General features: G+C 68.0%; 24 protein-coding genes. 18 read left to right on the top strand and 6 right to left on the bottom strand.

Features of this window, described 5'->3' with window-relative positions; all coding sequences use genetic code 11:
• Position 1 precedes the first annotated feature (1 nt).
• Positions 2 to 931 (bottom strand): alpha/beta hydrolase, encoded by a 930-nt coding sequence (locus ACOGXE_RS02510; RefSeq protein ID WP_419932374.1) that lies wholly within the window; start codon positions 929 to 931, stop codon positions 2 to 4.
• A gap of 4 nt (positions 932 to 935) precedes the next feature.
• Between ACOGXE_RS02510 and ACOGXE_RS02505 the strand changes: the two genes are divergently transcribed.
• The 10 genes from ACOGXE_RS02505 to fabZ all read left to right on the top strand — a co-directional run bounded on the left by ACOGXE_RS02505 (position 936) and on the right by fabZ (position 9,006).
• The gene (locus ACOGXE_RS02505; RefSeq protein ID WP_419932373.1) at positions 936 to 1,232 is read left to right on the top strand and encodes a GroES family chaperonin; all 297 of its coding nucleotides are present in this window, start codon (positions 936 to 938) and stop codon (positions 1,230 to 1,232) included.
• 51 nt (positions 1,233 to 1,283) lie between these two features.
• Entirely contained in the window at positions 1,284 to 3,518 is a 2,235-nt protein-coding gene (locus ACOGXE_RS02500) for an anthranilate synthase component I (RefSeq protein WP_419932372.1), read from the top strand.
• Positions 3,515 to 4,399: a YgfZ/GcvT domain-containing protein gene (locus ACOGXE_RS02495; protein ID WP_419932371.1), complete on the top strand. Its 885-nt coding sequence runs from the start codon at positions 3,515 to 3,517 to the stop codon at positions 4,397 to 4,399. Before ACOGXE_RS02500 ends, ACOGXE_RS02495 begins: the two co-directional genes overlap by 4 nt.
• 73 nt (positions 4,400 to 4,472) lie before the next feature.
• Entirely contained in the window at positions 4,473 to 4,787 is a 315-nt protein-coding gene (locus tag ACOGXE_RS02490; RefSeq protein WP_323673075.1) for a putative quinol monooxygenase, read from the top strand.
• A gap of 60 nt (positions 4,788 to 4,847) precedes the next feature.
• Positions 4,848 to 5,522, top strand: a complete 675-nt coding sequence (locus tag ACOGXE_RS02485) for a phosphoribosylanthranilate isomerase (protein WP_419865156.1) — start codon at positions 4,848 to 4,850, stop codon at positions 5,520 to 5,522.
• Positions 5,523 to 5,612: 90 nt separating this feature from the next.
• Positions 5,613 to 6,779 carry a tryptophan synthase subunit beta gene (gene trpB / locus ACOGXE_RS02480; RefSeq protein ID WP_419933471.1) on the top strand — a complete coding sequence of 389 codons (1,167 nt, stop codon included), beginning with the start codon at positions 5,613 to 5,615 and terminating at the stop codon, positions 6,777 to 6,779.
• A 10-nt stretch (positions 6,780 to 6,789) separates the two neighbouring features.
• Positions 6,790 to 7,596 (top strand): tryptophan synthase subunit alpha, encoded by an 807-nt coding sequence (gene trpA / locus ACOGXE_RS02475; RefSeq protein WP_419932370.1) that lies wholly within the window; start codon positions 6,790 to 6,792, stop codon positions 7,594 to 7,596.
• 16 nt (positions 7,597 to 7,612) lie between these two features.
• On the top strand, positions 7,613 to 8,011 hold the full coding sequence (locus ACOGXE_RS02470) for a hypothetical protein (RefSeq protein ID WP_419932369.1): 399 nt from the start codon (positions 7,613 to 7,615) through the stop codon (positions 8,009 to 8,011).
• Complete coding sequence (locus ACOGXE_RS02465) at positions 8,008 to 8,466, top strand: c-type cytochrome (RefSeq protein ID WP_419932368.1); 459 nt, start codon at positions 8,008 to 8,010, stop codon at positions 8,464 to 8,466. The genes ACOGXE_RS02470 and ACOGXE_RS02465 overlap by 4 nt, the downstream gene beginning before the upstream one ends.
• 87 nt (positions 8,467 to 8,553) lie before the next feature.
• A complete protein-coding gene (gene fabZ, locus ACOGXE_RS02460; protein ID WP_419932367.1) occupies positions 8,554 to 9,006 on the top strand; it encodes a 3-hydroxyacyl-ACP dehydratase FabZ in 453 nt (150 codons plus the stop codon).
• 19 nt (positions 9,007 to 9,025) lie between these two features.
• On the opposite strand, the gene ACOGXE_RS02455 is transcribed toward fabZ, so the two are convergent.
• Positions 9,026 to 9,820 carry an SDR family NAD(P)-dependent oxidoreductase gene (locus tag ACOGXE_RS02455; protein WP_419932366.1) on the bottom strand — a complete coding sequence of 265 codons (795 nt, stop codon included), beginning with the start codon at positions 9,818 to 9,820 and terminating at the stop codon, positions 9,026 to 9,028.
• A 158-nt stretch (positions 9,821 to 9,978) separates the two neighbouring features.
• Between ACOGXE_RS02455 and ACOGXE_RS02450 the strand changes: the two genes are divergently transcribed.
• The gene (locus ACOGXE_RS02450; protein ID WP_419932365.1) at positions 9,979 to 10,863 is read left to right on the top strand and encodes an alpha/beta hydrolase; all 885 of its coding nucleotides are present in this window, start codon (positions 9,979 to 9,981) and stop codon (positions 10,861 to 10,863) included.
• A 56-nt stretch (positions 10,864 to 10,919) separates the two neighbouring features.
• Here the strand turns inward: ACOGXE_RS02450 and ACOGXE_RS02445 are convergent, their stop codons facing one another.
• The 3 genes from ACOGXE_RS02445 to ACOGXE_RS02435 are packed head-to-tail and all read right to left on the bottom strand — an operon-like array spanning position 10,920 to position 14,243.
• Entirely contained in the window at positions 10,920 to 11,618 is a 699-nt protein-coding gene (locus ACOGXE_RS02445) for a type 1 glutamine amidotransferase (RefSeq protein ID WP_419932364.1), read from the bottom strand.
• Positions 11,615 to 12,907 (bottom strand): cytochrome P450, encoded by a 1,293-nt coding sequence (locus tag ACOGXE_RS02440; RefSeq protein WP_419932363.1) that lies wholly within the window; start codon positions 12,905 to 12,907, stop codon positions 11,615 to 11,617. The genes ACOGXE_RS02445 and ACOGXE_RS02440 overlap by 4 nt, the downstream gene beginning before the upstream one ends.
• 4 nt (positions 12,908 to 12,911) lie before the next feature.
• Positions 12,912 to 14,243: a cytochrome P450 gene (locus ACOGXE_RS02435; RefSeq protein ID WP_419932362.1), complete on the bottom strand. Its 1,332-nt coding sequence runs from the start codon at positions 14,241 to 14,243 to the stop codon at positions 12,912 to 12,914.
• 80 nt (positions 14,244 to 14,323) lie between these two features.
• Here ACOGXE_RS02435 and ACOGXE_RS02430 point away from each other — a divergent pair, with 80 nt between their 5' ends.
• Positions 14,324 to 15,661, top strand: a complete 1,338-nt coding sequence (locus ACOGXE_RS02430) for a glutamine synthetase family protein (protein WP_419932361.1) — start codon at positions 14,324 to 14,326, stop codon at positions 15,659 to 15,661.
• Positions 15,662 to 15,679: 18 nt separating this feature from the next.
• On the opposite strand, the gene ACOGXE_RS02425 is transcribed toward ACOGXE_RS02430, so the two are convergent.
• Positions 15,680 to 16,984 carry a glutamine synthetase gene (locus ACOGXE_RS02425; protein ID WP_419932360.1) on the bottom strand — a complete coding sequence of 435 codons (1,305 nt, stop codon included), beginning with the start codon at positions 16,982 to 16,984 and terminating at the stop codon, positions 15,680 to 15,682.
• A gap of 103 nt (positions 16,985 to 17,087) precedes the next feature.
• Between ACOGXE_RS02425 and ACOGXE_RS02420 the strand changes: the two genes are divergently transcribed.
• The 6 genes from ACOGXE_RS02420 to ACOGXE_RS02395 are packed head-to-tail and all read left to right on the top strand — an operon-like array spanning position 17,088 to position 22,972.
• Positions 17,088 to 18,317 carry an ABC transporter substrate-binding protein gene (locus ACOGXE_RS02420; RefSeq protein ID WP_419932359.1) on the top strand — a complete coding sequence of 410 codons (1,230 nt, stop codon included), beginning with the start codon at positions 17,088 to 17,090 and terminating at the stop codon, positions 18,315 to 18,317.
• A 36-nt stretch (positions 18,318 to 18,353) separates the two neighbouring features.
• Complete coding sequence (locus ACOGXE_RS02415; protein WP_419932358.1) at positions 18,354 to 19,127, top strand: ABC transporter ATP-binding protein; 774 nt, start codon at positions 18,354 to 18,356, stop codon at positions 19,125 to 19,127.
• Positions 19,124 to 20,011: a branched-chain amino acid ABC transporter permease gene (locus ACOGXE_RS02410; protein WP_419932357.1), complete on the top strand. Its 888-nt coding sequence runs from the start codon at positions 19,124 to 19,126 to the stop codon at positions 20,009 to 20,011. Before ACOGXE_RS02415 ends, ACOGXE_RS02410 begins: the two co-directional genes overlap by 4 nt.
• A gap of 13 nt (positions 20,012 to 20,024) precedes the next feature.
• Positions 20,025 to 21,911: an ATP-binding cassette domain-containing protein gene (locus ACOGXE_RS02405; RefSeq protein WP_419932356.1), complete on the top strand. Its 1,887-nt coding sequence runs from the start codon at positions 20,025 to 20,027 to the stop codon at positions 21,909 to 21,911.
• A gap of 23 nt (positions 21,912 to 21,934) precedes the next feature.
• The gene (locus ACOGXE_RS02400) at positions 21,935 to 22,672 is read left to right on the top strand and encodes a Phenylacetic acid catabolic protein (protein WP_419932355.1); all 738 of its coding nucleotides are present in this window, start codon (positions 21,935 to 21,937) and stop codon (positions 22,670 to 22,672) included.
• Positions 22,673 to 22,678: 6 nt separating this feature from the next.
• Positions 22,679 to 22,972 (top strand): hypothetical protein, encoded by a 294-nt coding sequence (locus tag ACOGXE_RS02395; RefSeq protein WP_419932354.1) that lies wholly within the window; start codon positions 22,679 to 22,681, stop codon positions 22,970 to 22,972.
• Positions 22,973 to 22,995 lie beyond the last annotated feature (23 nt).

Genomic DNA, 22,995 nt, shown 5'->3' with positions numbered 1-22,995 from the left:
CCTACCGCAAGCCGTTGACGAACGCAGCAATCTTCTCGCCGACGACTCGTGCGTGGCCCATCAAGAAGTGATCGCCGCCTGAGATCACGTCGAGCTGGGTGTTGGCCCAGCCCTCGGTGATCTCGGCCGCTTCGGCGGGGGAGCAGAACTGGTCGTGCTCGGGCACCAGGAGCAGCTTGGGCCGGGGATCGGCTGCGGCGCCCATCGATGCCGGGTCGACGATCCGCAATGGTGCGGCAATCCCGATCCATGCCGACAGGCCGTCGTGCGTGGCCGCCAGCGAGACATCGCCGCCGAATGACCAGCCTGCAGAGACGACCGGCGGCGCACCAGCGGCGGGCGACCGGTCCGCTGCGAGACGCACGGCCGCGTCGAACGCCGCCGCAGCGTCGAGCTGCTCGGCCTTCCCGTCGTCATGGCGGCCGCCGGAACCGCCGACGCCCCGGAAGTTGTAGCGAAACGTCGCGATGCCGCTCGCAGGCAGGGCCCTGAAGAGGTGATCAACGAGCGGATTCCACATGTCCCCGCCGTAGAGCGGATGCGGGTGGGACAGCACCGCCACCGCTGCGGCAGTGCCGGCGGAACTGCCGCCATCGACGCTTGCCCCATCAGGTCCAGTCGCGCTGGGCCAGGCAGCCTCGGCTTCGAGCTCGATGCCGTCGGAGGACTCCGCCTCCACCGCGAACGCCTCCACCTCAAATGGCGGGCCAGAAGCGGGTGGCCGCTGCGAATTCACTGCGTCAATCACGCCGGTGAACGGTACCGTGCGGGCGGTGAGCGCTCCGGAGACGAACAACGAGCACGGCGTCGCTTCGGCGACGAAGCCCGCTCGTCCCTCGAAGAGCACCAAGACCAGCGGCCGGCCGAAGCCCGCTGCCAGCAGGCCGAAGCCGTCTGCCCCACCCGACGCCGACGGCGAGCGTCGACCCATCAAGATGCTGCATGACCGCCTGCTCGTGCGGCTCCCCAACGACGGCTCCGAGCGGCGCACCAGCGGCGGCATCCTGATCCCGGCGACGGCCCAGCAGAACAAGCGGCTGGTGTGGGGTGAGGTCGTGGGTGCAGGCCCCAACGTTCGCACCGCCCAGGAGGGCGACCGGGTGCTGTTCAGCCCCGAGGATCGCCACGAGGTCGAGGTGCACGGCGACGACTTCCTGATACTGCGCGAGCGCGACGTTCACGCTATTGCCGCTCCCCGCATCGAGCCCGGCAGCACCGGCCTCTACCTGTGATCGTGCGGCCCTGAGCCTGCACTGCGACCTTGGTCCCAGGAGTCCCGTCCCATGAGCCCTGATCACACGGATACGGGCGGGACGCAGTTCCAGACCGGCGGGGGCATCACCGTCTCGCTCGCTGCGTCGACGGTCGACGGCAACGCCGAGATCGAAGACCTCGTCGACCGGCTGGACGAGGCCCGCGGCGTGCTGCTGTCGTCGAGCTACGAATACCCGGGCCGCTACACCCGCTGGGACATGGGCTTCGCCGACCCGCCGCTGGCCGTCACCAGCCGGGCGCAGGACATCTGGGTGAGCGCTTTGAACGAGCGGGGCACGGTGCTGCTGGAGCCGGTTCACGAGGCGCTGGCAGCGCTGGGAAGCACCGCCGGCATCGTGGATCTTCGCCACGAGCCCGGCGATGGCTCGGGCGCCGTGGTCTGCCGTGTGGAGCGGGCCGACCGGCGTTTCGAGGAGGAAGAGCGCAGCCGTCAGCCGTCCACGTTCACCGTCGTGCGTGCGCTCGTGAACCTGTTCTCCTGCGACGACCCGCACCTGGGCCTGTACGGGGCGTTCGGCTATGACCTTGCGTTCCAGTTCGAGCCCATAGCGCTGACGCTGCCCCGCCCCCCCCAGCAGCGCGACCTGGTGCTGTACCTGCCCGACGACCTGCTGATCGTGGACCACGAGGGCGGCGTCGCGCAGCGCTTCCGGTACGAGTTCGCCGTGAACGGCCGCAGCACTGCTGGACTGGCCGGCGGCGGCGCACGCGTGCCGTATGAGCCCGATTTCGAGCTGGAGGCGAGCTGCGACCATGAGCCCGGCGGCTATGCGGCGGGGGTGCGGGCCGCTCACGAGTACTTCGCCCGGGGCGACCTCTTCGAAGTGGTCACGAGCCAGATGTTCTCTGAGCCCTGCATCGAGTCCCCGGCGGAGCTGTTCCGCCGGCTCAAGGAGCAGAACCCTGCGCCGTACGGGTTCCTGATCAATCTCGGCCCGGCGTCAGCCGGGCGTAGTGAGCACGGCGCGGCTGGTGAGAGCGGGGAGTGGCTGGTCGGCGCGTCGCCTGAGATGTATGTGCGGGTCGAGGGCGAGCGGGTCGAGACGTGCCCGATCTCGGGAACCATCGCCCGGGGCCAGGACCCCATCGACGACGCATCGCAGATCTTGGCGCTGCTCAACTCGGCCAAGGACGAGTCCGAGCTGACGATGTGCACCGATGTCGACCGCAACGACAAGAGCCGCATCTGCGTCCCCGGGTCGGTCAAGGTGATCGGGCGCCGCCAGATCGAGATGTACTCGCGGCTCATCCACACCGTCGATCACGTCGAAGGACGCCTTCGGCCCGGATTCGATGCGCTCGACGCCTTCCTGTCGCACACCTGGGCAGTGACGGTGACCGGTGCGCCGAAGACAGCGGCGATGATGTTCCTGGAACAGCACGAACGCACTGCCCGGGCCTGGTACGGAGGCGCAGTGGGCAAGGTGGGCTTCGACGGCAGCCTGAACACCGGCCTGACGCTGCGCACGATCCGCGTCGCCGATGGGCACGCGGAGGTTCGGGTCGGCGCGACGCTGCTGTGGGACTCCGACCCCGACGAGGAGGAATCGGAGACCGAGCTCAAGGCATCGGCATTCCTCGATGCGATTCGCCGGCCGCGTTCGGCGCCTTCGACGGGCGCCACGGCATCGCTGCCCAGCGAGCGGCGGGTGCTGCTGATCGACCACTTGGACTCATTCGTGCACACGCTGGCGAACTACCTGCGCCAGACCGGTGCCACGGTGGTGACCCGCCGAGCGGGGTTCCCCACCGACGAGATCAGCACTGACGACTTCGACCTCATCGTGCTGTCGCCGGGCCCGGGCCGGCCCGACGACTTCAGCATCGGCCCGGTGGTGCGCGCCACGCTCGATGCCGGGCTGCCGTTGTTCGGGGTGTGCCTGGGGCTGCAGGGCATCGTGGAGTACTTCGGCGGCGAGCTAGGGCAGCTCGCGACGCCGATGCACGGCAAGCCCTCGGCTATCCGCATCGTCGGCGGGCAGCTGCTCGACGGACTGCCCAAAGAGTTCCGAGCTGGTCGCTACCACTCGCTGTTCGCCCGCCGCTCCGAAGTGCCTGACGAGTTGGAAGTCACCGCCGTCAGCCTCGACGACGACATCGTGATGGCCGTCGAGCACCGTGAGCTGCCCGTCGCAGCAGTTCAGTTCCACCCCGAGTCGATCATGTCGCTCGACGACGGCGTCGGGCTGGCGCTCATTCGCAATGCCGTGGATCGGCTGGTGCCGGGATGGAGGGGCGGGTGAACGCCCTGGCTTCGCTCGATCGGCTGGTTGTCGCGGCGGTTCCTCGCGATGTGCTCGTGGTGACGGGACCTGAAGCCGAGACATATCTGCAAGGCCAGATCTCCGCGGACGTGGAGGCCATGGAGATCGGCCAAAGCACGCTGTCGTTCCTGCTGGAGCCGCGGGGCCGCGTCGAGGCCTTGTTCGTCATCAGCCGCGTCGGCCCCGAGACGTTCGTCGCCGACACGGACGCAGGATTCGGCGACGCCATGACCACCTCGCTGGAACGCTTCAAGCTGCGAACCAAGGCGGAGTTCTCGCTGCAGCAGTGGACGATGCATGCCGTGCGCGGCCCGGCATCGGCCGCGGAGCCGACCATCGCAGCCGCAGCGACCGGACCTGCCGATGCGCCCGAACACGTCGTGCGCCCGACGCACTGGCCCCTCGCCGGAGGTCACGACCTGCTGGCGAGCCCCGGCAGCACTGTGGACGGCTTCGGCGACGGTGCCGAGCACGTCTCTGCCGGCGAGTTCGAGGCGCTGCGCATGGCCTATGGCCTGCCCGCCATGGGCACCGAGATCCAGCCCGGCGACATTCCGAACGAAACCGGCCTGGTCGAGCAGGCAGCGTCGTTCACCAAGGGCTGCTACCGCGGCCAGGAACTGGTGGAACGGATCGACTCGCGTGCCGGGGGGCGCCGCGGCATCCGCCGATTCCGGGCCGGCGGCAGTGTGACCGCCGGCGAGGAGCTGCGCGACGCTGACGGTGCCGGCATCGGCGCTGTGCTCAGTGCGGCATTGCTAGATGGTGCCACCGTCGGATTCGCATCGGTGCGCCGGGACACCGCCGGCGATGTGAGCAGTGACGGCGGCCAGTCCGTCGTGCTTGCCGAACTGTTCTGAAGTCGTCGCAGGGTCCGCTACAGGTACCCTCGCAAGCTGTCGCTGAGTCAAACGGATCGCAGGGAGCAACGACATGGCAAAGACGGCACTCTTGGCCAAGCTGACCGCAAAGGAAGGCATGCGCGACGAGCTGCTCGCGGTGATTGCCGACATCGGCATGAGCAATGTCGCGGGCGAGCCGGGCACCGAGGTGTACGCCGCCCACAAGGATCAGAACGATGCCGACGTGGTGTGGTTCTACGAGCTGTACAGCGACCAGGATGCGCTCGCGGCCCATGGCGGCTCCGAGCAGATGAAGGTCTTCGGACAGGCAACGCGCGAATTCATGGCGGCGCGTCCCGAGCTCATCTTCCTGGACCCGGCTGTGGCCAAGGGCCTCGATTTCTGACCCTGGCGCCTCCCAAGGCCCGCCGCGGCGCAAGGGGTCGGCTGGCATGCCGGTGATGACATGTTCGTAAAGATCTGTGGCGTCACGAATGAAGAGGACGCGCTCGTCGCTGTCGGCATGGGCGCCGACGCCGTTGGCTTCAATTTCGTGCCCGGATCGCCGCGGCAGATCTCCCCGCGGCTGGCGCGCGACATCGTTCGCCGGCTGCCGGGCGGGGTTGTCACCGTCGGTGTGTTCCGCAACGAGCTGCCCGAGCGAGTCGTGCAGATCATGGACGGCGCGGGCTTGCGGCTGGCCCAGCTGCACGGCAACGAGACCACGGCCGACAGCCGCTGGATCGCCGAGCGGGTGCCCGGGCTCATCAAGGCGTTCGTCGCCGGCGATCCCAATGTGGAACGCGTGCGCGACTACGGCGCCTCGGTGCTCATGCTGGACGGTTCCGAACCCGGCAGCGGCCGTGTGTTCGACTGGCGCCAGCTCGAAGGCAGGGATCGCGGCATGAGGCTGCTGCTCGCAGGCGGGTTGCGCGCTTCGAACGTGGCGCAGGCCATCGAGGTGGTGCGGCCGTGGGGCGTGGACGTGGCGTCGGGTGTCGAATCCGAACCAGGCCGCAAGGACGTGCTCGCCATGCGTGAGTTCGTCGCTGCAGCCAAGGAGGCCGGTGCCCTCTACGAGGACACCGGCGAGCCGACCGAGCCGGGACCTGAGGCGCCGTACGACTGGCGCGACGACTGAGCGAAGGACGACATGGCAGCAGAGATGGACGGGCCCGCGTCGAGCACCCGATCGGCTAAGGGCGAGCCCACGACGATTTCCCGGTCGGTCATGGGCGAGCCCACGACCGATGGCCGTTTCGGCGACTTCGGCGGCCAATTCGTTCCCGAAACGCTGGTGGCGGCGTGCGAGGAGCTCGAGGCAGCCTTCCGGGAGGCGTGGGCCGATCCGGCGTTCGTGGCGGAATTCGAGACCACGCTGCGTGACTACGGGGGACGGCCGTCGCCCTTGACCGAGTGCCGCAACCTGTCGCGCCAGCTCGGCCTGCGCCTGCTGGTCAAGCGGGAGGACCTCAACCACACCGGATCGCACAAGATCAACAACGTCATCGGGCAGGCGCTGCTGGCCCAGCGCATGGGCAAGACGCGGCTCGTGGCCGAGACGGGCGCCGGCCAGCACGGCGTCGCCACGGCCACCGCCGCGGCGCTGCTGGGGATGGAGTGCAAGGTCTACATGGGCGCCGTCGACGTCGATCGGCAAGCTCTCAATGTGTTCCGCATGCGACTGCTGGGATCCGAGGTGGAATCGGTGCAGTCCGGCAGCCGCACGCTGAAGGACGCCGTCAACGAGGCGCTGCGGGACTGGGTGGCCACCGTCGAGAACACGCATTACTGCCTCGGCTCGGTGATGGGCCCCCATCCCTACCCGTGGATGGTGCGCACCTTCCACCACATCCTCGGCGACGAGGCCGCTGCGCAGTGCAAGGACCTGACCGGCGGCGCCCCTGACGTGGTGGTGGCGTGCGTCGGCGGGGGCAGCAACGCCGCTGGGATCTTCTCGGGATTCGCCGACGGCGACGCACGGCTCGTGGGCGTCGAGCCTGCGGGCGGCGCCGCGGTCGGGCGCGGCGTGCCCGGCGTGGTGCACGGCATGACCAGCTACCTCATGCAGGACGAAGTGGGCCAGGTGATGGAAGCCGAGTCGATCTCGGCCGGGCTGGATTACCCCGGCGTCGGGCCCGAGCACGCCTATCTCGCGGCGATCGGCCGTGCCGAATACCCGAGCGTGACCGACGACGAGGTGGTGGAGGCGTTCACGCTCATGAGCAGGGCCGAGGGCATCATCCCGGCGCTGGAGTGCGCTCATGCGCTCGCATGGATCGTGCGCGCAGCCCCGGAGATCCAGGGCCAGACGGTGCTGATGAACCTCTCGGGACGGGGCGACAAGGACGTCGACCAGATGATGGACGTGCTCGGCATGCATGGGTTGAGCGAGTGAGGTCGCACTCGTGACCGACGTATCCGGACCCGCCGGGGCCGAAGGGTTCGGTGCGCTCGAGACGCATTTGCGAGCTCGGCGTCAGGCTGGCGCGAAGCTGCTCATCCCCTACGTCACGGGTGGCTACCAGGGTTGGCAACGCGCCGTGGAAGCAGCCGCGGCGGCAGGCGCGGATGCCATCGAGATCGGTATCCCCTTCTCCGACCCGGTGATCGACGGGCCGGTCATCCAGCAGGCGTCAACCGCTGCCCTGGCCGAAGGGGCGACCCCGGCTTCGGTGCTGGAAGAGGCGCGTGCCCTCGACACCGGCATTCCCCACGCAGTCATGACCTACTACAACCTCTGTCACCACCAGGGTCACGAGCGATTCGCCTCTGCGCTCGTCGAAGCGGGTGTGTCGGGGGCGATTCTTCCTGACCTTCCTTACGTCGAGGCAGGATCGTGGCTCGCAGATGCCGCTGCGATCGGCATCGAGGCGATCCTGCTGGCGGCCCCCACGACGCCCGACCACCGTCTTGCGGACTTGTGCGGAGCGTCTCGCGGTTTCGTCTATGCCGTCGGGCTGCTCGGCGTTACCGGGGAACGTTCCGCGCTGGCGAGCACTGCCACCCAGATCGCGGCGCGGTGCCAGGCCGTCACTGATCGGCCGGTCCTCACCGGCGTCGGCATCGGCTCGCCCGCCCAGGCCGTGGAGGCCTGCCAGGTGTCCGATGGGGCGGTCATCGGCTCGGCCGTCGTCCGCACGCTGATGTCCGACGGACCCGAGGCAGTCGGCGAACTGGTGGCGACCTACCGGGCAGCACTCGATCGCGGGTAGTGATCGCGGTGAGACGGTGAGTCACGCCAATCCGGATCCCGCCGAGTCGTCCCCGACAGATCCCGCGGCGCACGACCCCGATTGCGAGTTGTGCGAGGCCGCCCGGTTCACGCACTGGTACTTCGAGGACGAGCTGTGCTGGGTGGCGGACTGCGAAGTGTGCGCGACCCCGATGGTGGTTTGGAAGCATCACGGCACCGAGCCGCCCCCCGAGGAGTTGGCCGCGATGTTGGCTCGACTGGTCGAAGCGGGTGAACAGAGATTCGGGCCCGAAGGTGGGAGGGTGGATCAGGTGATGCGCCAGATTCCCGACCACTTTCACGCTCACTACCGCGATGCCGGCTGGATGACCCGCCGCTGGAACGAGCCGCCGAGCCGTTACACCGGCGTCGGCACGCCACGGGTGACCCGATGAGCGGTCGTACTGATCCTGTCCGAGGCGGCATGAGGTTCGGCTGGCCTGCGGTGCCGCTCCCGGCGAGCGGTCATGCTGCATCTGGCGCTGCTCGTGCCCGGTGGCTCATCCGGACGTGGGCGCTGGCGTTCATGTTGGTCATGGGCCTTGCGGCTTGCGGGTCAAGCGATGCGACAGAGGCCGACCTGCAACGGCTCGAGTTGGCGTTCGAGAGCGCCGATGTGTCGCTCGGCAGCGAGGTCTTCGACGACAGCTGCTCGGTGTGTCACGGCAGCGACGGCAGCGGCGGCGTCGGCGCAGCGCTCGGCGGTGTCGACGAACGCCTCAGCGTGCGCAACCACCTGTCGGTGGTGTGGACCGGTCGAGGCTCGATGCCCCCGTTCGGCGGCATTCTCACCGACGCCGAGATCGCCGCAGTAGTCGCCTACCAGCGCAGCACCTTCGGCACCGAGTAGACGTCGCGCTGGTCGTCATCCGCCGCCGAATAGCTCGCCCCTGGCACGCTCGGCCCTTCGACGCACGTGAGCGGTAGCTTCGCACCGGTGAGCGACACCCCACCCGAGAGCCAGTTCCCGCGACCCGACGAGCTGCTGCCGCACCGGGCGCCGTTCCTGCTCGTCGACGAGATCGTCGAACTCCAGCCCGGCGAGCGCTGCGTCGCGCTGTGGCACCTGACCGGCGACGAGGAGTTCTTCGCCGGTCATTTTCCGGGCCGCCCGACGCTGCCCGGGGTGCTGATGGTCGAGGCCCTCGCGCAGACCGCCGGCCTCGCTGCGGCCTCGGCAACATCGCTCGAGGGCAAGCTGGCGCTCTTCGGCGGCATCGACAAGGCCCGCTTCCGCCGCCAGGTCACGCCAGGCGACACGCTGCGCCTGGAAGCCACGATCAATCGCCTGTCGGCCCGCGCCGGCAAGGCCTCAGGAACCGCCAGCGTCGACGGTCGAGCAGCCTGCGAAGCCTCGATGATGTTCCTCATCGCCAACGCCGCCGACTGACCGGCGAGCCCGTCGCTGGCTAGCGGAGGTGGGCGGGGCGGGGGTCGGCGAGGCGGCCTAGGGGCGATTGGGCTCGCAGGCCGCCGTCCACGACGATGGCTTCGCCGGTGACGAATGACGACTCGTCGCTGGCCAGCCACGTGGCAACGCTGGCGATCTCGTCGGGATGGCCGAGGCGGCGCAGCGCATGGGCTGCCAGATTCCGTTCGAGGGCAGCAGGATCTTCCATCATCCGCTGCACGGGCGGCGTCTGGATGGTGCCGGGGCAGATGGCGTTGACGCGGACTCCGTTAGGGGCGTGATCGGTGGACAGCGCCCGCGTCAGGTTGATGACAGCGGCCTTGGAAGCGGCGTACACCACCGAGCCGCCGTCGCCGTGCAGCCCGCTGATCGAAGCCGTGTTGACGATGGAGCCGCCGCCGCGGGCCTCCATCGCCGGCACCGCGTACTTGGCGCCGAGATACACCGACCGGACGTTCACGTTCATCACCAGGTCCCAGTCGCGGGGTTCCAATTCCACCGCGGTGCCGGGCCGGATCGTGCCGGCGTTGCTGTACAGCACGTCGAGACCTCCCCAGCGATCCACCGCTGCGGCCACCATTGCCTCCACGTCGTCCGGCTCGGCCACATTGGCACCAAAGCCATGGGCTTCGCCTCCGGACTGCACGATGGACTCGGCGACGCTGTCAGCGCGCTCCCGGCGGATATCCACGACGAGTACCGATGCGCCCTCGGCAGCGAAGCGTTTCGCGCTGGCCTCGCCGATGCCCGATGCCCCGCCGGTGACGATCGCGATCTTGTTCTCGAGCAGCATGGGTGGCCTCCCTCGTCGGATTCCGGCCGTGCCGGCACCCCTCACCGACGCGGCGCATCGACACTACGACTCCACGTCGGGCCTCGTCTAGCCAACGTGGCTACGTTGTGGCGGCCGATCAGATCGTCCCGATGCGGGCCGACACAGGGGAGGGCTCGATGGCGAGCGAAGCGTTCTACAGGATCCGCGAGATCATCGCGTCGCAGGACATGCCGGCCGACATCGATGCCATGCGCACGGGCATCGAGCTCACCGCTCGCCCCCTGCCGGCGGGCGTCACCGGCGAGATGGTGGACGCCAACGGTGTTCCCTGCGAGCTGCAAACGCCTGACAAGACCACTGGCGACGCCATCGTGCAATACGTGCACGGCGGCGGCTACGTCGCCGGCTCCATCGGATCGCATCGCAACCTGACCGGCAACTTGGCCCTCAAGCTGGGCTGCCCGGTGCTCTCGGTGGACTACCGGCTCGCACCCGAGCATCCCCATCCGGCGCCAGTGGAGGATTCCGTCGCGGTGTATCGCTGGCTGCTCGACCGTGGCCACTCCGCCGACAAGATCGCCATCGCAGGGGACTCGGCTGGCGGCGGGCTCACGATGTCGACGCTCATGAAGCTGCGAGATGTGGGGTTGCCGTTGCCGGCCGCGGCCGTGCCCATCTCGCCCTGGGTCGACATGTCCGGCACGGGGGAGAGCGCCGTCACTCGCTCTGACCGCGACCCGATGGTGACTGCCGACGATCTCACGCGGATCGCCGGGGTGTTCCTCGGCCCCGACGGCGACGCCGCCGATCCGTACGCGTCACCGCTCGAGGGCGACCTCGCAGGTCTGCCGCCGCTGCTGATCCACTGCGGCGATGACGAGGTGCTGTTGAGCGACAGCGAGCGGCTTGCTCACAAGGCCCGCACCTCCGGCGTCGACGTCACGCTGGAGGTCTGGCCCGAGATGATCCACGCGTGGCACTCGATGGCCGGCCTGTTCCCCGAAGCCGACGACGGCATCGCGCGGGTAGCCGAGTATCTGAACGAGCGCCTCGCCATCTGACCCAGGCCGTCTGGGCCCGTAGGCCACGTGACAGCGGCCCTGCGACGGCGGCAGGCCTAGGACTTGGCTACGTCGTCGAGGAACCAGTCCACCAAGTCGAAGCAGTTGCGGCGGTTGGCGGCCTCGTTACGCGCCACCTCGGCCACGATCTCCTCGCGCACGATGCCCACCGACGCCAAGTAGTCGTCGCTGGCCGCATAGAGCCACTCGCTGGCCAGCTCCACGCTGATCTCGGGATGGAACTGGGTGCCCACGCTGCGGCCCATCCGGAACAGCTGCGGGCAGATCTCGGTGCTGGCGAGCAGCTCGGCGCCGGGGGGCAGGTGGAAGCGATCGTGATGCCACTCCATCCACGGGCCAGCCGATATGGGCAGGTCGACACCATTCGGCGCTGAGATCCGGTACCAGCCGATCTCGGTCTCGGGGGAGCGGTCCACTGACCCGCCCAGCGCCGCCGCCAGCGCCTGACCGCCGAAGCAGATGCCCAGCACCGGGGTGCCGCTGTCATGCGCACGCCGGATGAGATCCAGCTCGGCACCGATCCACGGCTTGATCGCGTCCTCATACACCGAGAAGTACGAGCCCGTGACGACGAGCACATCGAAGTCATCACCAGGCAGCGAACGGAATTCGGCTGGCTGCGAGGTGTCGGGCACCATCACGTGGACGTGCAGATCGATACCCCGCTCGATCAGACGATCACCGACGAAACCGGGCCGCGACGTTTCCTCGTGTGTGACGACCAGCGCCTTCATGCAGCCAGCTCGACCACGCGTACGGGCAGTTGCTTGATGCCGGAGATGAAGTTGGACCGCAGCCGCTCGACGGGTCCGTCCTGTTCGATGCGCACCACCCGCCGCAGCAGCTCCTCGAACACCACCTTGATCTCCATGCGGGCCAGCCACGCTCCCAGGCACAGGTGCGGACCGTTGCGGCCGAACGCCATGTGCTCATTGTCGGCACGCGCCAGATCAAACCTGTACGGGTGCGGGAAGCGATCCTCGTCGTGGTCCGCGCTGATGTAGTACAGCACCACCTTGTCGCCCGCCCGCACCTTGGTGCCGCGGATCTCGGTGTCGCACGTCGCCGTGCGGCGGAAGTGCGTCGTGACCGAGCTGGCGCGCAGCACCTCTTCGACCGCAGCAGCGGTCAGGGCTTCGTCACCGGCCAGCACCGCGGCCCTCCACGTGTCGAACAGGTGCGGGTGCGCCATCAGCACCCACAGCCCGTGGGTCATCGTGTAGCGGGTGGTGTCGTTGCCCGCGGCGATGATGAGCGTGAAGAAGTTCTTGAACTCCTGATCGGTGAGCGGTGCGCCGTCGGTGGTCGGCGCCAGGAGCTGGCTGATGACGTCGTCTGTCGGGTGCGCCCGGCGCTTGGCCGCCTGCTCCGCTGCGTAGTTGAAGATGTCGACGGTGACCGGGCTGCGGAACGGCATCAGCCGGAACTCGTCGGTGTCCACCAATCCCACGGGATAGTCGGTGAAGTCGGGATCGGTGTTGCCGAGCAGCGCATCGCCCCATTCCACGAGCTGGTGGCCATCGGCATCGCTGGTTCCCAGCATGCGCCCCAGCATCCGCATGGGCAGCTCGGTGGCGACCTCGGTCACGAAGTCGAAGCGCTCGTCGCGCAGGGCCCGGTCCAGCACCTCGCAGGCCAGGGCACGGATCGCAGCCTCGTAGGTGTTCACGACGCGCGGCGTGAATCCCCGGCTCACCAACCGCCGGTAGCGGGTGTGCTCGGGCGGGTCCTGTTCCATCATCGTCTTGCGGGCTTCGAGCTCGTCGGGCGCCATGTCCTCCAGGCGGATGCCCTTCGACGAGGTGAATGTCTGCACGTCGCGGCTGATGCGGAAGGCGTCGTCGTACTTGGTGATCGCCCAATAACCGCGGCCGTCGACCTCGTCGATCCACGCCACCGGTTCTTCCCGGCGCAGCCGGGCGAACGTGGCATGAGGCACGCCGTGGGTCCACACGTCGTGATCGGAGATGTTGGCGTCGTCAGGTCCCAGGTCGTCCAGGTAGGGCTCGGCCCAGGTGCTCACGGCGTCAGACTCTCACAGCGGGTGCCGAAACGTCGACGGTGACATCCACAGAAGCGACGCCGTGCACGAAGTTGGACGGGATCCGCACCAGGTTCTCGGCGCTTGCCGGGCGGATGCCGCGGTCCAGCATCGCTTCGAGCAGCACGGTCAGCTCCATGCGGGCCAGATAGGCGCCGAGACAGAAATGCGGCCCGCCGCCGCCGAAGGCGATCTGCGCGTTGTCGGCCCGGCCGATGTCGAACTCGTTGGGCCGCTCGAACACTGCCTCGTCGCGGTTGGCTGACGGGTACCACATCACCACCTTGTCGCCCGCTGAGATGTGGGTGCCGGACAGCTCGGTGTCCACCGCGGCGGTGCGGCGCATGTGCAGGATCGGCGACGCCCAGCGGATGACCTCCTCGACGGCGCTGGGCAGCAGGTCACGGTCTGCCACCAGCCGGTCCCACTGCTCTGGATGATCGGCGAACGCCATTGTCCCGTGGGTGATCGCCGTGCGCGTCGTCTCGTTGCCGCCGAACACCAGCACCTGGAAGAAGTTCCGGAACTCGGTGGTCGTCAGGCGGTCGCCGCCCACCTCGGCGTGCACCAGGTGGCTCACGACATCGTCAGTGGGGTGCTCCAGACGCTGGTCGCCCAGCTTCGCTCCGTACTCATACAGCCCCCACGCGGCCGGGCTGCCGAAAGGAAGCAGGCGCAGCGGCGTGGTGTTCCCGTAAGCGTCAGGCGGCAGCGACTGGCTCTCGGTGGTTCCCTCCACCAAGTGGTTCGACAGCTCCACCATGTAGTCGGCGTCCTGGGGAGGCACGCCGAGGATCGCGATGATCACCCGGATCGGCAGCGGCGCAGCGACGAGATCCACCCAGTCGCCGCCGCCCTGCCGAACGACGGCGTCGAGCAGCTCGTCGGCGATCTCACGGGTGCGCTCGTTGTACCGGCGCATCTGGCGCGGCGTGAACGCCTTGGACACCACCCGACGCAGCCGGGTGTGCGCCGGCGGGTCGTGCTCGAGGATCGATCGGCGTGCCTCGAGCGCGTCGGCCTCGAGGTCCCACAGGTTGACGTGCCCGATCGCCGACGAGAAGCGTTCGGGATGTCGCGACACCTCGCAGACATCGGCATGCCGGGTCACCGCCCAGAAGCCCCCGTCCGCATTCGGCTCAGCCTCGTAGCGATTCCAGTGCAGCCCCGGACGCCGACGCAGCGTCCCGAAGTCGTCCCAGGGAATGCCGTGGGCATACCTGCGGGCATCGGCGATATCGATGCCGGCCGTCTCATCGGTCAACGCCGAATCGTCTGTCAGGGTGTCGGTCGCGGCCGGAGAGGTTTCGGGAGGCACAGCCGAATGGTAAGTCTGTGCCCGCCCGAAAGCCGACCAGCCGCGTTCAGCGCACCCAGACACCACCCAGGAGTGAACCCATGACCGACCTTGCCGAGATCGAGAGCGCCCTGCGTGCGGCTGCCACACACACCGTGGAGGTCGCCATCGTCGACACCTACGGACACCTGCGCGGCAAGCGGTTTCCCGTCGATCACTTCCTGCGGTCTGTTGCCGAGGGCGGCTGCCACATCGCAGACGCCATCTACATCTTCGACCTGCACAACGACCTCGTGGACAGCCCCTACATCAACATGGGGCTGGGCTTCTTGGACACGCACCTGGTTCCCGATCTCGGCACGCTGCGCACCCTCGGTCACCGGCCCGGCTATGCGCTGGTGTTCTCAGACAGTCTGGATCCTTCCCACCGACTCCACCCGATTGCACCGCGCACCGTTCTGGCCCGCCAGATCGCGCGCTGCGAGGGCCTGGGCTACAGCCCGATAGTCGCCACAGAGATGGAGTTCTACCTGTGCGAGGCCGACTGGTCGCATGTGCAGAGCCACATCCAGTACTCCTCGCTGACCGACCGGGGCGACCTCGAGGATGTGCTGTGGGAGATGCGCACCGCCATGGTCGAGGCCGGCATCCCGGTGGAGTCCTCCAATCCCGAGTACGGACCGGGGCAGATCGAGATCAACGTGGCCTACAGCGACGCTATGACTGCTGCGGACAACACCGCCCTCTACAAGAGCATCGTCAAGGAGATCGCCGCTGCATCCGGGCTGCGGGCCACGTTCATGCCCAAGCCGTGGACCGAGCCGTCGGGCAGCGGCATGCACGTGCACACCAGCCTGTCCGCTGGTGGCGAGAACGTGTTCGCGTCCTCGCAGGACGGGCCGAACGAGGTCATGTCGCAGTGGCTCGGCGGCCAGCTCGACAATGCCGGCGCGCTCTCGCTGCTGGGCAGTCCGGTGCCGAATGGCTACAAGCGCGTGCGCCCGTACACGTTCGCGCCCACCCATGTGCACTGGGGGCTCGACAACCGATCGGTGATGTGCCGCTTGACCGTGGGCGCCGGCAGCGCGAACCGGGTGGAGTACCGGGCGCCTGGTTCCGATGCGAACCCGTACCTGATGATCGCCGGCCTCCTGGCAGCAGGCGCCGACGGCCTCGAGCGGGGCGCCGACCCGGGCCCGATGAGCGTCGGCGACAAGTACGACGACCCCGGCGATGCCGCGCCGCTGCCCGCCAACGCCCACGATGGCATCGCGGCCTACGAGGGCAGCGCGCTCGCCGCTGCGCTGGGCGAGGAGTTCTCGACCAATTTCGTGCTGATGGCCAAGGCCGAGCTGGAGAAGTTCGCCGACGCCGGGTGCGATCCGGTGGGTGACGACGTCAGCGACTGGGAGCGCGATCGCTACATCGAGTTCACCTGAGCCGCCTGGCCGTGCCCGTCAGTGGTAGGGCAGGTATTCGCTGATCTCCCACTCGCTGATCTCGTCGGAGGGTTCGCCGACAGCGGCGACGTAGCGCTCCCACTCGGCGTCCTTGATGGCGAGGAAGTTGTCGACGAGGTCGCTGCTCACGGCTTCGGCGAGCGCAGTGTCGGCACGCAGATGATCCAAAGCGTCGGTCAGGTTGAGTGCCGACGTCACTTCGGTGTTCCAGGCTTCCATGCCGTCGTTGGTCTCGGGCTCAGGGCAGGGCAGCTCGTCGACCACGCCCAGGCGTGCCGCCTGCAGCACGGCGGCGATAGCTGCGTGGACGTTGCAGGTGCCGTCGGCAAGACGTGATTCGATGCGTGTGCGTGCGCCGCGCTCGGGCGGCACCCGGGTGCCCACCACCCGGTGGTCGTAGCCCCAGTTCGCTCGCCGGCCGCTGAAGGTGAATGGCCGCAGGCGCCGGTAGGCGTTGACGGTGGGGCAACACAGGGGGGTGAGGCCTTGGTGATGGGCGCACAGCCCTGCCAGGCAGCTCTTCGCCAGCGCCGACAGGCCGTCACCGGCGCTGGGATCGGCGAGCGCATTGTTGCCCTCGGCATCGAGCAGCGAGAAGTTCACATGGACACCGTTTCCTTCGAACTGCTCGTATGGCTTGCCGAGGAACGTGAGCCGGCGGCCACGATCCATGGCGCATTCACGGGCCAGCATCTTGAACAGGAAAGCGTCGTCGGCAGCGCGCAGCGCATCGGCGTAGCGGAGCGTCAGCTCGAACTGGCCGGAGTCGAACTCGGCGTTGACCGACTCCAGCACGATTTCGCTGCCGGCCGCGAGATCGGTGATGTCATCGATCAAGCCGATCGGGTCCACGAAACGCCCGGTGCCGTAGACGTATGACTCAGGCGTGTCCCACCGCTGCCAGCCGTGCTCTTCGGTGAGCTCCAGCACGTAGGCCTCGAACTCGATGCCCACCATCGGGCGGTAGCCCAAGGCCTCCCAGTCGGCGATGGCCTTGCGCAGGGCGTATCTGGCCGAATAGCGGAATGGCTCACCGTTCTGGGACAGGTCGCACACGGCCACTTGAGTGCGGTCGTCATCCCAGCCGGGACGCAGATCCGACTCGTCGAAGGTGGCGTGCATGTCGGGAAAGCCGTCGAGCACGCCTGAGCCCGGCGCTGCGACAAACGATCGGTCGTAGGCGAGGCTGAACACGGCGGCTGCATGGCCGGTGCCGTCTTGGGCGAAAGCGGCCGGCAAGTACTTGCCCCGTGCGAGACCGAGATGGTCGGGCCACAGCATGCGGACGCGTTCATTGGCCATAGGTGTTCCTCATCGCTGTCTGGGCCGGGACGATCAGCAGAAGCTATACGAGCCTTTCTCGGTGGAGGGCTAGCATCGGCTCGATCCATGGGAGGGGCTCATCATGAAACGACGCATCTTGGCTTTGCTGGCCGTAGTTGCGCTGCTCGGTGCCGCGTGCGGCAGTGACGACGACACCACAGAGGCCAGCGAGTCAGCCGGCGCGACGATGTCCAGCATCGATATCGACCACATCCTCAGCGCCGATCTGTCGGCGTGTGAGGAGGCCCCGACCGGCGACCCGATCCGCGTCGGCATGGCGATGGACTTCAGCGACGTGGTCGGCTTCGTCGACATCCCGGGCTCCAAGCTGGTGCCCTACATCGCAGAGCTCGCGAACTGTCGCGGCGGTTTCAACGGTCGGCCAGTCGAGGTGCGGGTCGCCGAAGTCGGTGACGACGCTGCGCTCGCCACCGAGGACCTCCTGGACTGGGGTGCGCACTTCCTGATCGGCCCGCCGTTCGCCGACTTCGCCCTCCCGATCCTGCAGACCACGGGCGGCACCGTCCCGCTGTTCGTGGCGGCATCCACCGAGCCGACCTTGGCAGACGCTGCCATCAACTCGTACCTGGTCACCTTCGACGATCACCAGATGTCGGGTGCTGCTGCCCAGTGGGCGCTGGACCAGGGCATCACCCGGGCCATCGTGTTCACCGAGGGCGAGGGCATTCCCTACACCGGCGTCAACCCAGATGCGTTCATCGCCGCATTTGAAGCCGGCGGCGGCGAGGTGGTGAGCGTGCAGACCTATGTCTGGTTCGTGGACACCGACTTCTCCTCGCAAGTGAACGAGATCGCCCAGATCTCCGAGAACAACGAGGTGGTCTTCTCGGCGGCATTGGGCTTCCAGGTCACCGCGCTGCGGGGCCAGCTCGAAGGCCAGGGTCTCGACAATCTCACCTACGTCGGCACCGACGCACTGGACGCCACCGGCATCCAGGTGGAGGCGAACAACGAGGGCATCGCCCACACGCCGCACACCAGCATCACTGCGGGCGACCGCATCGACTCGATGCTCGCTGCGTTCGAGGCCGAGAAGGGCGAGGCGCTCGAGAGCCGTGGCTTCATGGCGCTGTACGTCGACTCGATGTTCATCGGCATCCAGGGCATGCTCGACTGCGGCTGCGACGACACCGCTCAGATCGGCGAGGCCGTCCAGCAGCTCTCTGGTTTCCAGGGGCTGTCGGGCGAGATCACCTACGAAGGCACCAACGGCATCCCGCCGAAGGCAGTGCCGATCAACCGCATCGTGAACGGCGAGGACGTGCTCGTCGACACGATCACCATCAAGTAAGCGCACCATCAAGTAAGCACACGATCAAGTAGGTCCGTGCTCGAAGTCGAAGGCCTCACCGCTCGGTACGGCTCCATAGCCGCACTGCGCGGCGCGGCCCTCCGCGTCGGGTCCGGTGAGGTCGTGGGCCTCATCGGGCCCAACGGCGCGGGCAAGACGACCCTGCTGTCATCCATCGCCGGTCTGCTGTCGCCGGCCGAGGGCTGCGTGACCTTCGAGGGGAAGGACATCACCGGCAGTTCGCCGGAACAGCTCTTGCGCTCGGGCGTCGCGCTCGTGCCCGAGCACCGCCGCATCTTCGCCGACCTCACGGTCGAGGAGAACCTGCGGATCGGCGGCGTCACCGTGCCGGCCGCGAAGCGCGCCGAGCTGCTGGACGAGATGGCCGAGCGCTTCGTGGTGCTCAAGGAGAAGTGGGACGTCCCAGCCGGCTACCTGTCGGGCGGCGAGGCGCAGCAGCTCGCCATCGGGCGAGCGCTGATGTCGGCGCCTCGCTTGCTGATGATGGACGAGCCCTCGCTGGGCCTCGCCCCGGTGCTGGTGGACCTGGTGTTCGAGCTGATCGGCACGCTGCGCGATCAGGGCCGTACGTTGCTCGTCGTGGAGCAGAACGCCGCCCGGATGCTCGAGGTGTCCGATCGTGCATACGTGCTGCGCAGCGGCGAGGTGGTGGCCTCGGGCACGGGCCGGGAACTGAGCCAGCGCGACGACCTGTTCGACACCTTCGTCGGATCGGTCGTGGCGCCTGGCGAGGGTCAGCCCGCCGCAGGCTCGCCCGCTGCGAACGGCACCGGAGTCGGCACAGCGTGACTGAGCTCGCACAGAACCTCATCGACGGCCTCGGCCGGGGCAGCATCTATGCCCTGCTGGCGCTGGGCGTGGCAGTCGTGTTCGGCGTCATGCACCTGCTGAACTTCGCCCACGGCGAGCTCATCACCGTCGGCGGCTACGTCGCGCTGTGGACCCTCGGCGCAGGCTGGTCGTGGTACATCGTCACGCCGCTCATCGTGCTGAGCGCCGTGCTGACCTCGCTGGCGATCGAGCGGGTCGCCTTCTCGCGGGTGCGGGGCAGCTCCGACTTCACGCTGCTGCTGACGTCGTTCGGCGTCCACTTCGTGATCTCCGCCATCTTCCTGCTGTACGTGTCGGCCTCGGTCAAGCCGTTCGACCGGCCGTCGTGGGTCACCAACACCTACTCTGTCGGTCCGCTCAACATCGAGGTGTACGACACCGTCGTCATCGTCGTGACCGTGCTGACGCTGATCGGCACCACGCTGCTGCTGCAGCGGACCATGTTCGGGCTGTCCCTGCGGGCGGCAGCCGCAGATTTCGACACCGCCCGGCTGATGGGCGTGCGCTCTGACACCGTGATCCGCGGGGCCTTCGCCCTGTCGGGCTTGCTGGCGGGCATCGCCGGGGTCTTCTGGTTGATGCGAGCCGGCAGCATCAGCCCCAGCGCCGGCATCACGCCCATGCTCAAGGGCGTGCTGGCAGCGCTGATCGGCGGTCTGGGCAGTCTTCGGGGGGCGGTGATCGGCGGACTGGTGCTGGGGCTGGCGGAAGTGCTGCTGCGCTCACGCCTGCCCGACAGCGTCGCCAGTCTCACCGAAGGCGTGGTGTTCCTGCTGATCGCCCTGCTGTTCATCTTCAGGCCGCAGGGTCTCGTCACGGTCAAGCACGCCGTGCGGGTGTGATCGAGCTGCCCTGATGTTCCCGCGGCCCGGACGTGACGTCGGCTTCCCCGTAGCCGGATGCGCCCTGCTCTTCGCCGTCTTCCTGGCCGGCGGCCTCATCTACGAGAGCTTCCAGGGCCGAGCCGCCGAGCGCCTGGTGACGGTGATGCTGATCGATGCCATCATCGTGCTCGGCATCCAGATCTACGTCGGCAACACCGGCGTGCTGTCGTTCGGCCACATCGGCTTCGGTGCCATCGCCGGCTACGCCTTCGCGGTCTTCGCCATCAGCCCCGAAGAGAAGCTCAAGCGGATCCCCGACGCGCCGTTCGGCTTGAACGATGTGCTGCTGAACCCGGCACTGGCGGTTGGGGTGGCCATCGGGGTGACCGTGCTGGTCGCGCTCGTGGTGGGCATCGGTTTAGCGCGCTCGGGTGCGGAATCGGGGGCCGTCGCGGCCACCGTGATCACCCTGGCGCTGCTGTTCGTCACCCACGAGGTGGCGCGCAACTGGCCGGATCTGACCGGCGGCAACCGTGCAGGCCTCACCTTCAAGGTGGGGGCCGCGCTCGACAGCAGGCTTCCGATCTACCTGTGCCTGCTGGGAGCACTGATCCTGGCGCGGCTGTTCGCGCAGAGCCGCAGCGGCAAGCTCGCCGTTGCCGCTCGTGAAGACAATCTGGCCGCACGCGCCATGGGTGTGAACCCACTCGTGCAGCAGACAGCGGCCCTGCTCATCTCGGTCGTGGTGGTGAGCGTCGGTTCATCGCTGCGGGTGTACGAGAACGGCTCGATCTTGCCCGACGACTTCTTCTTCAACTACACGCTGCTGACGCTGGCCATGCTGATCGTCGGCGGCCGCAACAGCGTTACCGGAGCGCTCGTCGGCGTTGCGGTGATGACGATCGGACGCGAGCTGGCCCGCCGCCTCGGGCAGGACGGCTTCGAGGTGTTCGGGCTCGGTCTGGATGCGGCGCCGCTCGACTGGATCTTCCGCGAGAACCTGCAGACGGTCTTTTTGGGCCTGGCGATGCTCGGCTTCATGATCTTCCGGTCCGAAGGGCTGCTGGGGGACCGGGAGTTGGACAGCTGGCTGTGGCGCCTGTGGCATCGCCGCAAGCCCGAAGAGCAACCCGAGCCGCTGGCGGAAGTCGCTCCCGTGGGCTTGCACGCCGAGGTGCCCCATGAGGGCGCAGCACTGGAGGCGGGTGACATCGTCGTCGACTTCGGCGGCTTCCGGGCGCTCGACGGTGCCGGCCTCATCGTGGCGCCCGACGAGGTCGTGGGGCTGATCGGCCCCAATGGCGCCGGCAAGACGACGCTGGTGAACGTCATCACGGGGATGGTGGAACCCGCGGAAGGCTGGTTCAGGCTGGGCGAGCGCGAGCTCACAGCAGCTCCGAGCCACGAGATCGCCCGTGCCGGACTGCTGCGCACCTTCCAGAACCTGCGACTGTTCGACGCGTTGACCGTGCGCCAGAACGTGGAGCTGGCCGGCCGAGTGGCAGCACGGCACCGGCCGGGACGTCATCCCCAGGCCGATGCGCTCATCGGCGAGGCCGGATTGTGGGACGTACGGGACCGCCGCGCCCGCGAGCTGGACTACGGCAGTGCGCGGCGACTGGAACTGGCCCGAGCGGCGGCCATGGCGCCGACCTACCTGCTGCTGGACGAGCCCACCAGCGGCATGAGCGATGCGGAGTCGAACGAAATGATCCGGCGCATCCGGCATATGGCTGCCGCCGTCGATGCGGGCGTCCTGGTGATCGACCACGATCTCAACTTCATCACCGGCATCAGCGACCGCATCTACGTGCTCGATCAGGGCCAGGTGATCAGTGTCGGCACACCCGACGAGGTGCAGGCCGACCCCGCCGTGCGGGCTGCGTATCTCGGAGCCGAGAGCGACACCCAGACCTGACGCTGAGTACTCTCGGGAGCACTATGAGCACCGCAACGCTCGAACGGACGTCAGAGCCGCAGCGAATCTGGCATGAGGGCGACGCCGACATTCCCGCCGAGTTCCACGAGCTGCTGGTGCGGATGCTGAGCTACCACGTCGAGAACAGCGCGAACCCGCACTACACCGATCTGCTCACCAAGCTGTGGGACCGCTGCCTGCGGTTCGCGCCCGACGAGGCCACCAAAGGCCTGCTAGTCAAGCTCATGCAGCAGGAGGTGGAGCACGGCATCATCAACGCCCAGATCCTGGCCGGCCTCGGGGTCGACCATGTCGACCGCCCGATCGAGCAGTACGCGTTCCGGCACCCGATGGAGACCTTCTGCGACCTGTCGTACTTCCATGCGCTCATCGATCGGGTGGGCGTCTACATCGGCGAGACCTGGGACGGCGTGCCCTACAAGCCCCTGCTTGACATCGCCACGCGAGTGCACAAGGAAGAGCTGTTCCACTGCACGCTGGGGCTGCGGAACCTCCGCCTGATCTGCAAGACGCCCGAGGGACTTGCCGAGGCGAACGAGAAGATCCACTTCTGGTGGCCGGCGGCGCTCGACATGTTCGGCCGTTCCGATTCCGACTTCGGCGACGCGTACGTGCGGTGGGGTCTGCGGAAGAAGAACAACGCCGATCTCCGGCGGCAGTACATCGCCGACACGAGGCCGTTGCTCGACGAGCTGGGGATCGAGGTGCCGCCGAACCGGTTGAACCGCCGGTTCCTCTAGCCGGCTATGGATCCTGCAGCCGCGGGCGGACTCGCGGTCCGGGTGACGCGGCCGGCGCCGGAGGTGGCTTTCATCGAGACGTCGTCGTCGGCCCACTGGGAGTGCTTCTGGGTGGCTGAGGGGGAGCACACGCTCGTGGTGGGTGCGTTCGACCGGGGCGACAAGTCGACCCCCGAGCCTCGCATCCACGTGATCAACAAGCCCTATGGCTGGGACATGCGACCCGAATCCGATCCGCCCTCAGCCGGCGACGACCAAGACCTGCTCGTGGCGGTCTGGCAGCTGCTGAGCTCCAACTGAGCGGGTCGAGCGGGATTGCGTGT

It is taken from the genome of Candidatus Poriferisodalis sp. (genome assembly GCF_965208555.1).
In the GTDB taxonomy this organism is placed as follows: Bacteria; Actinomycetota; Acidimicrobiia; order Acidimicrobiales; family Poriferisodalaceae; genus Poriferisodalis.
Note: the sequence above shows the minus strand (reverse complement) of the source record. Positions and strands in the feature narration are given on the sequence as shown.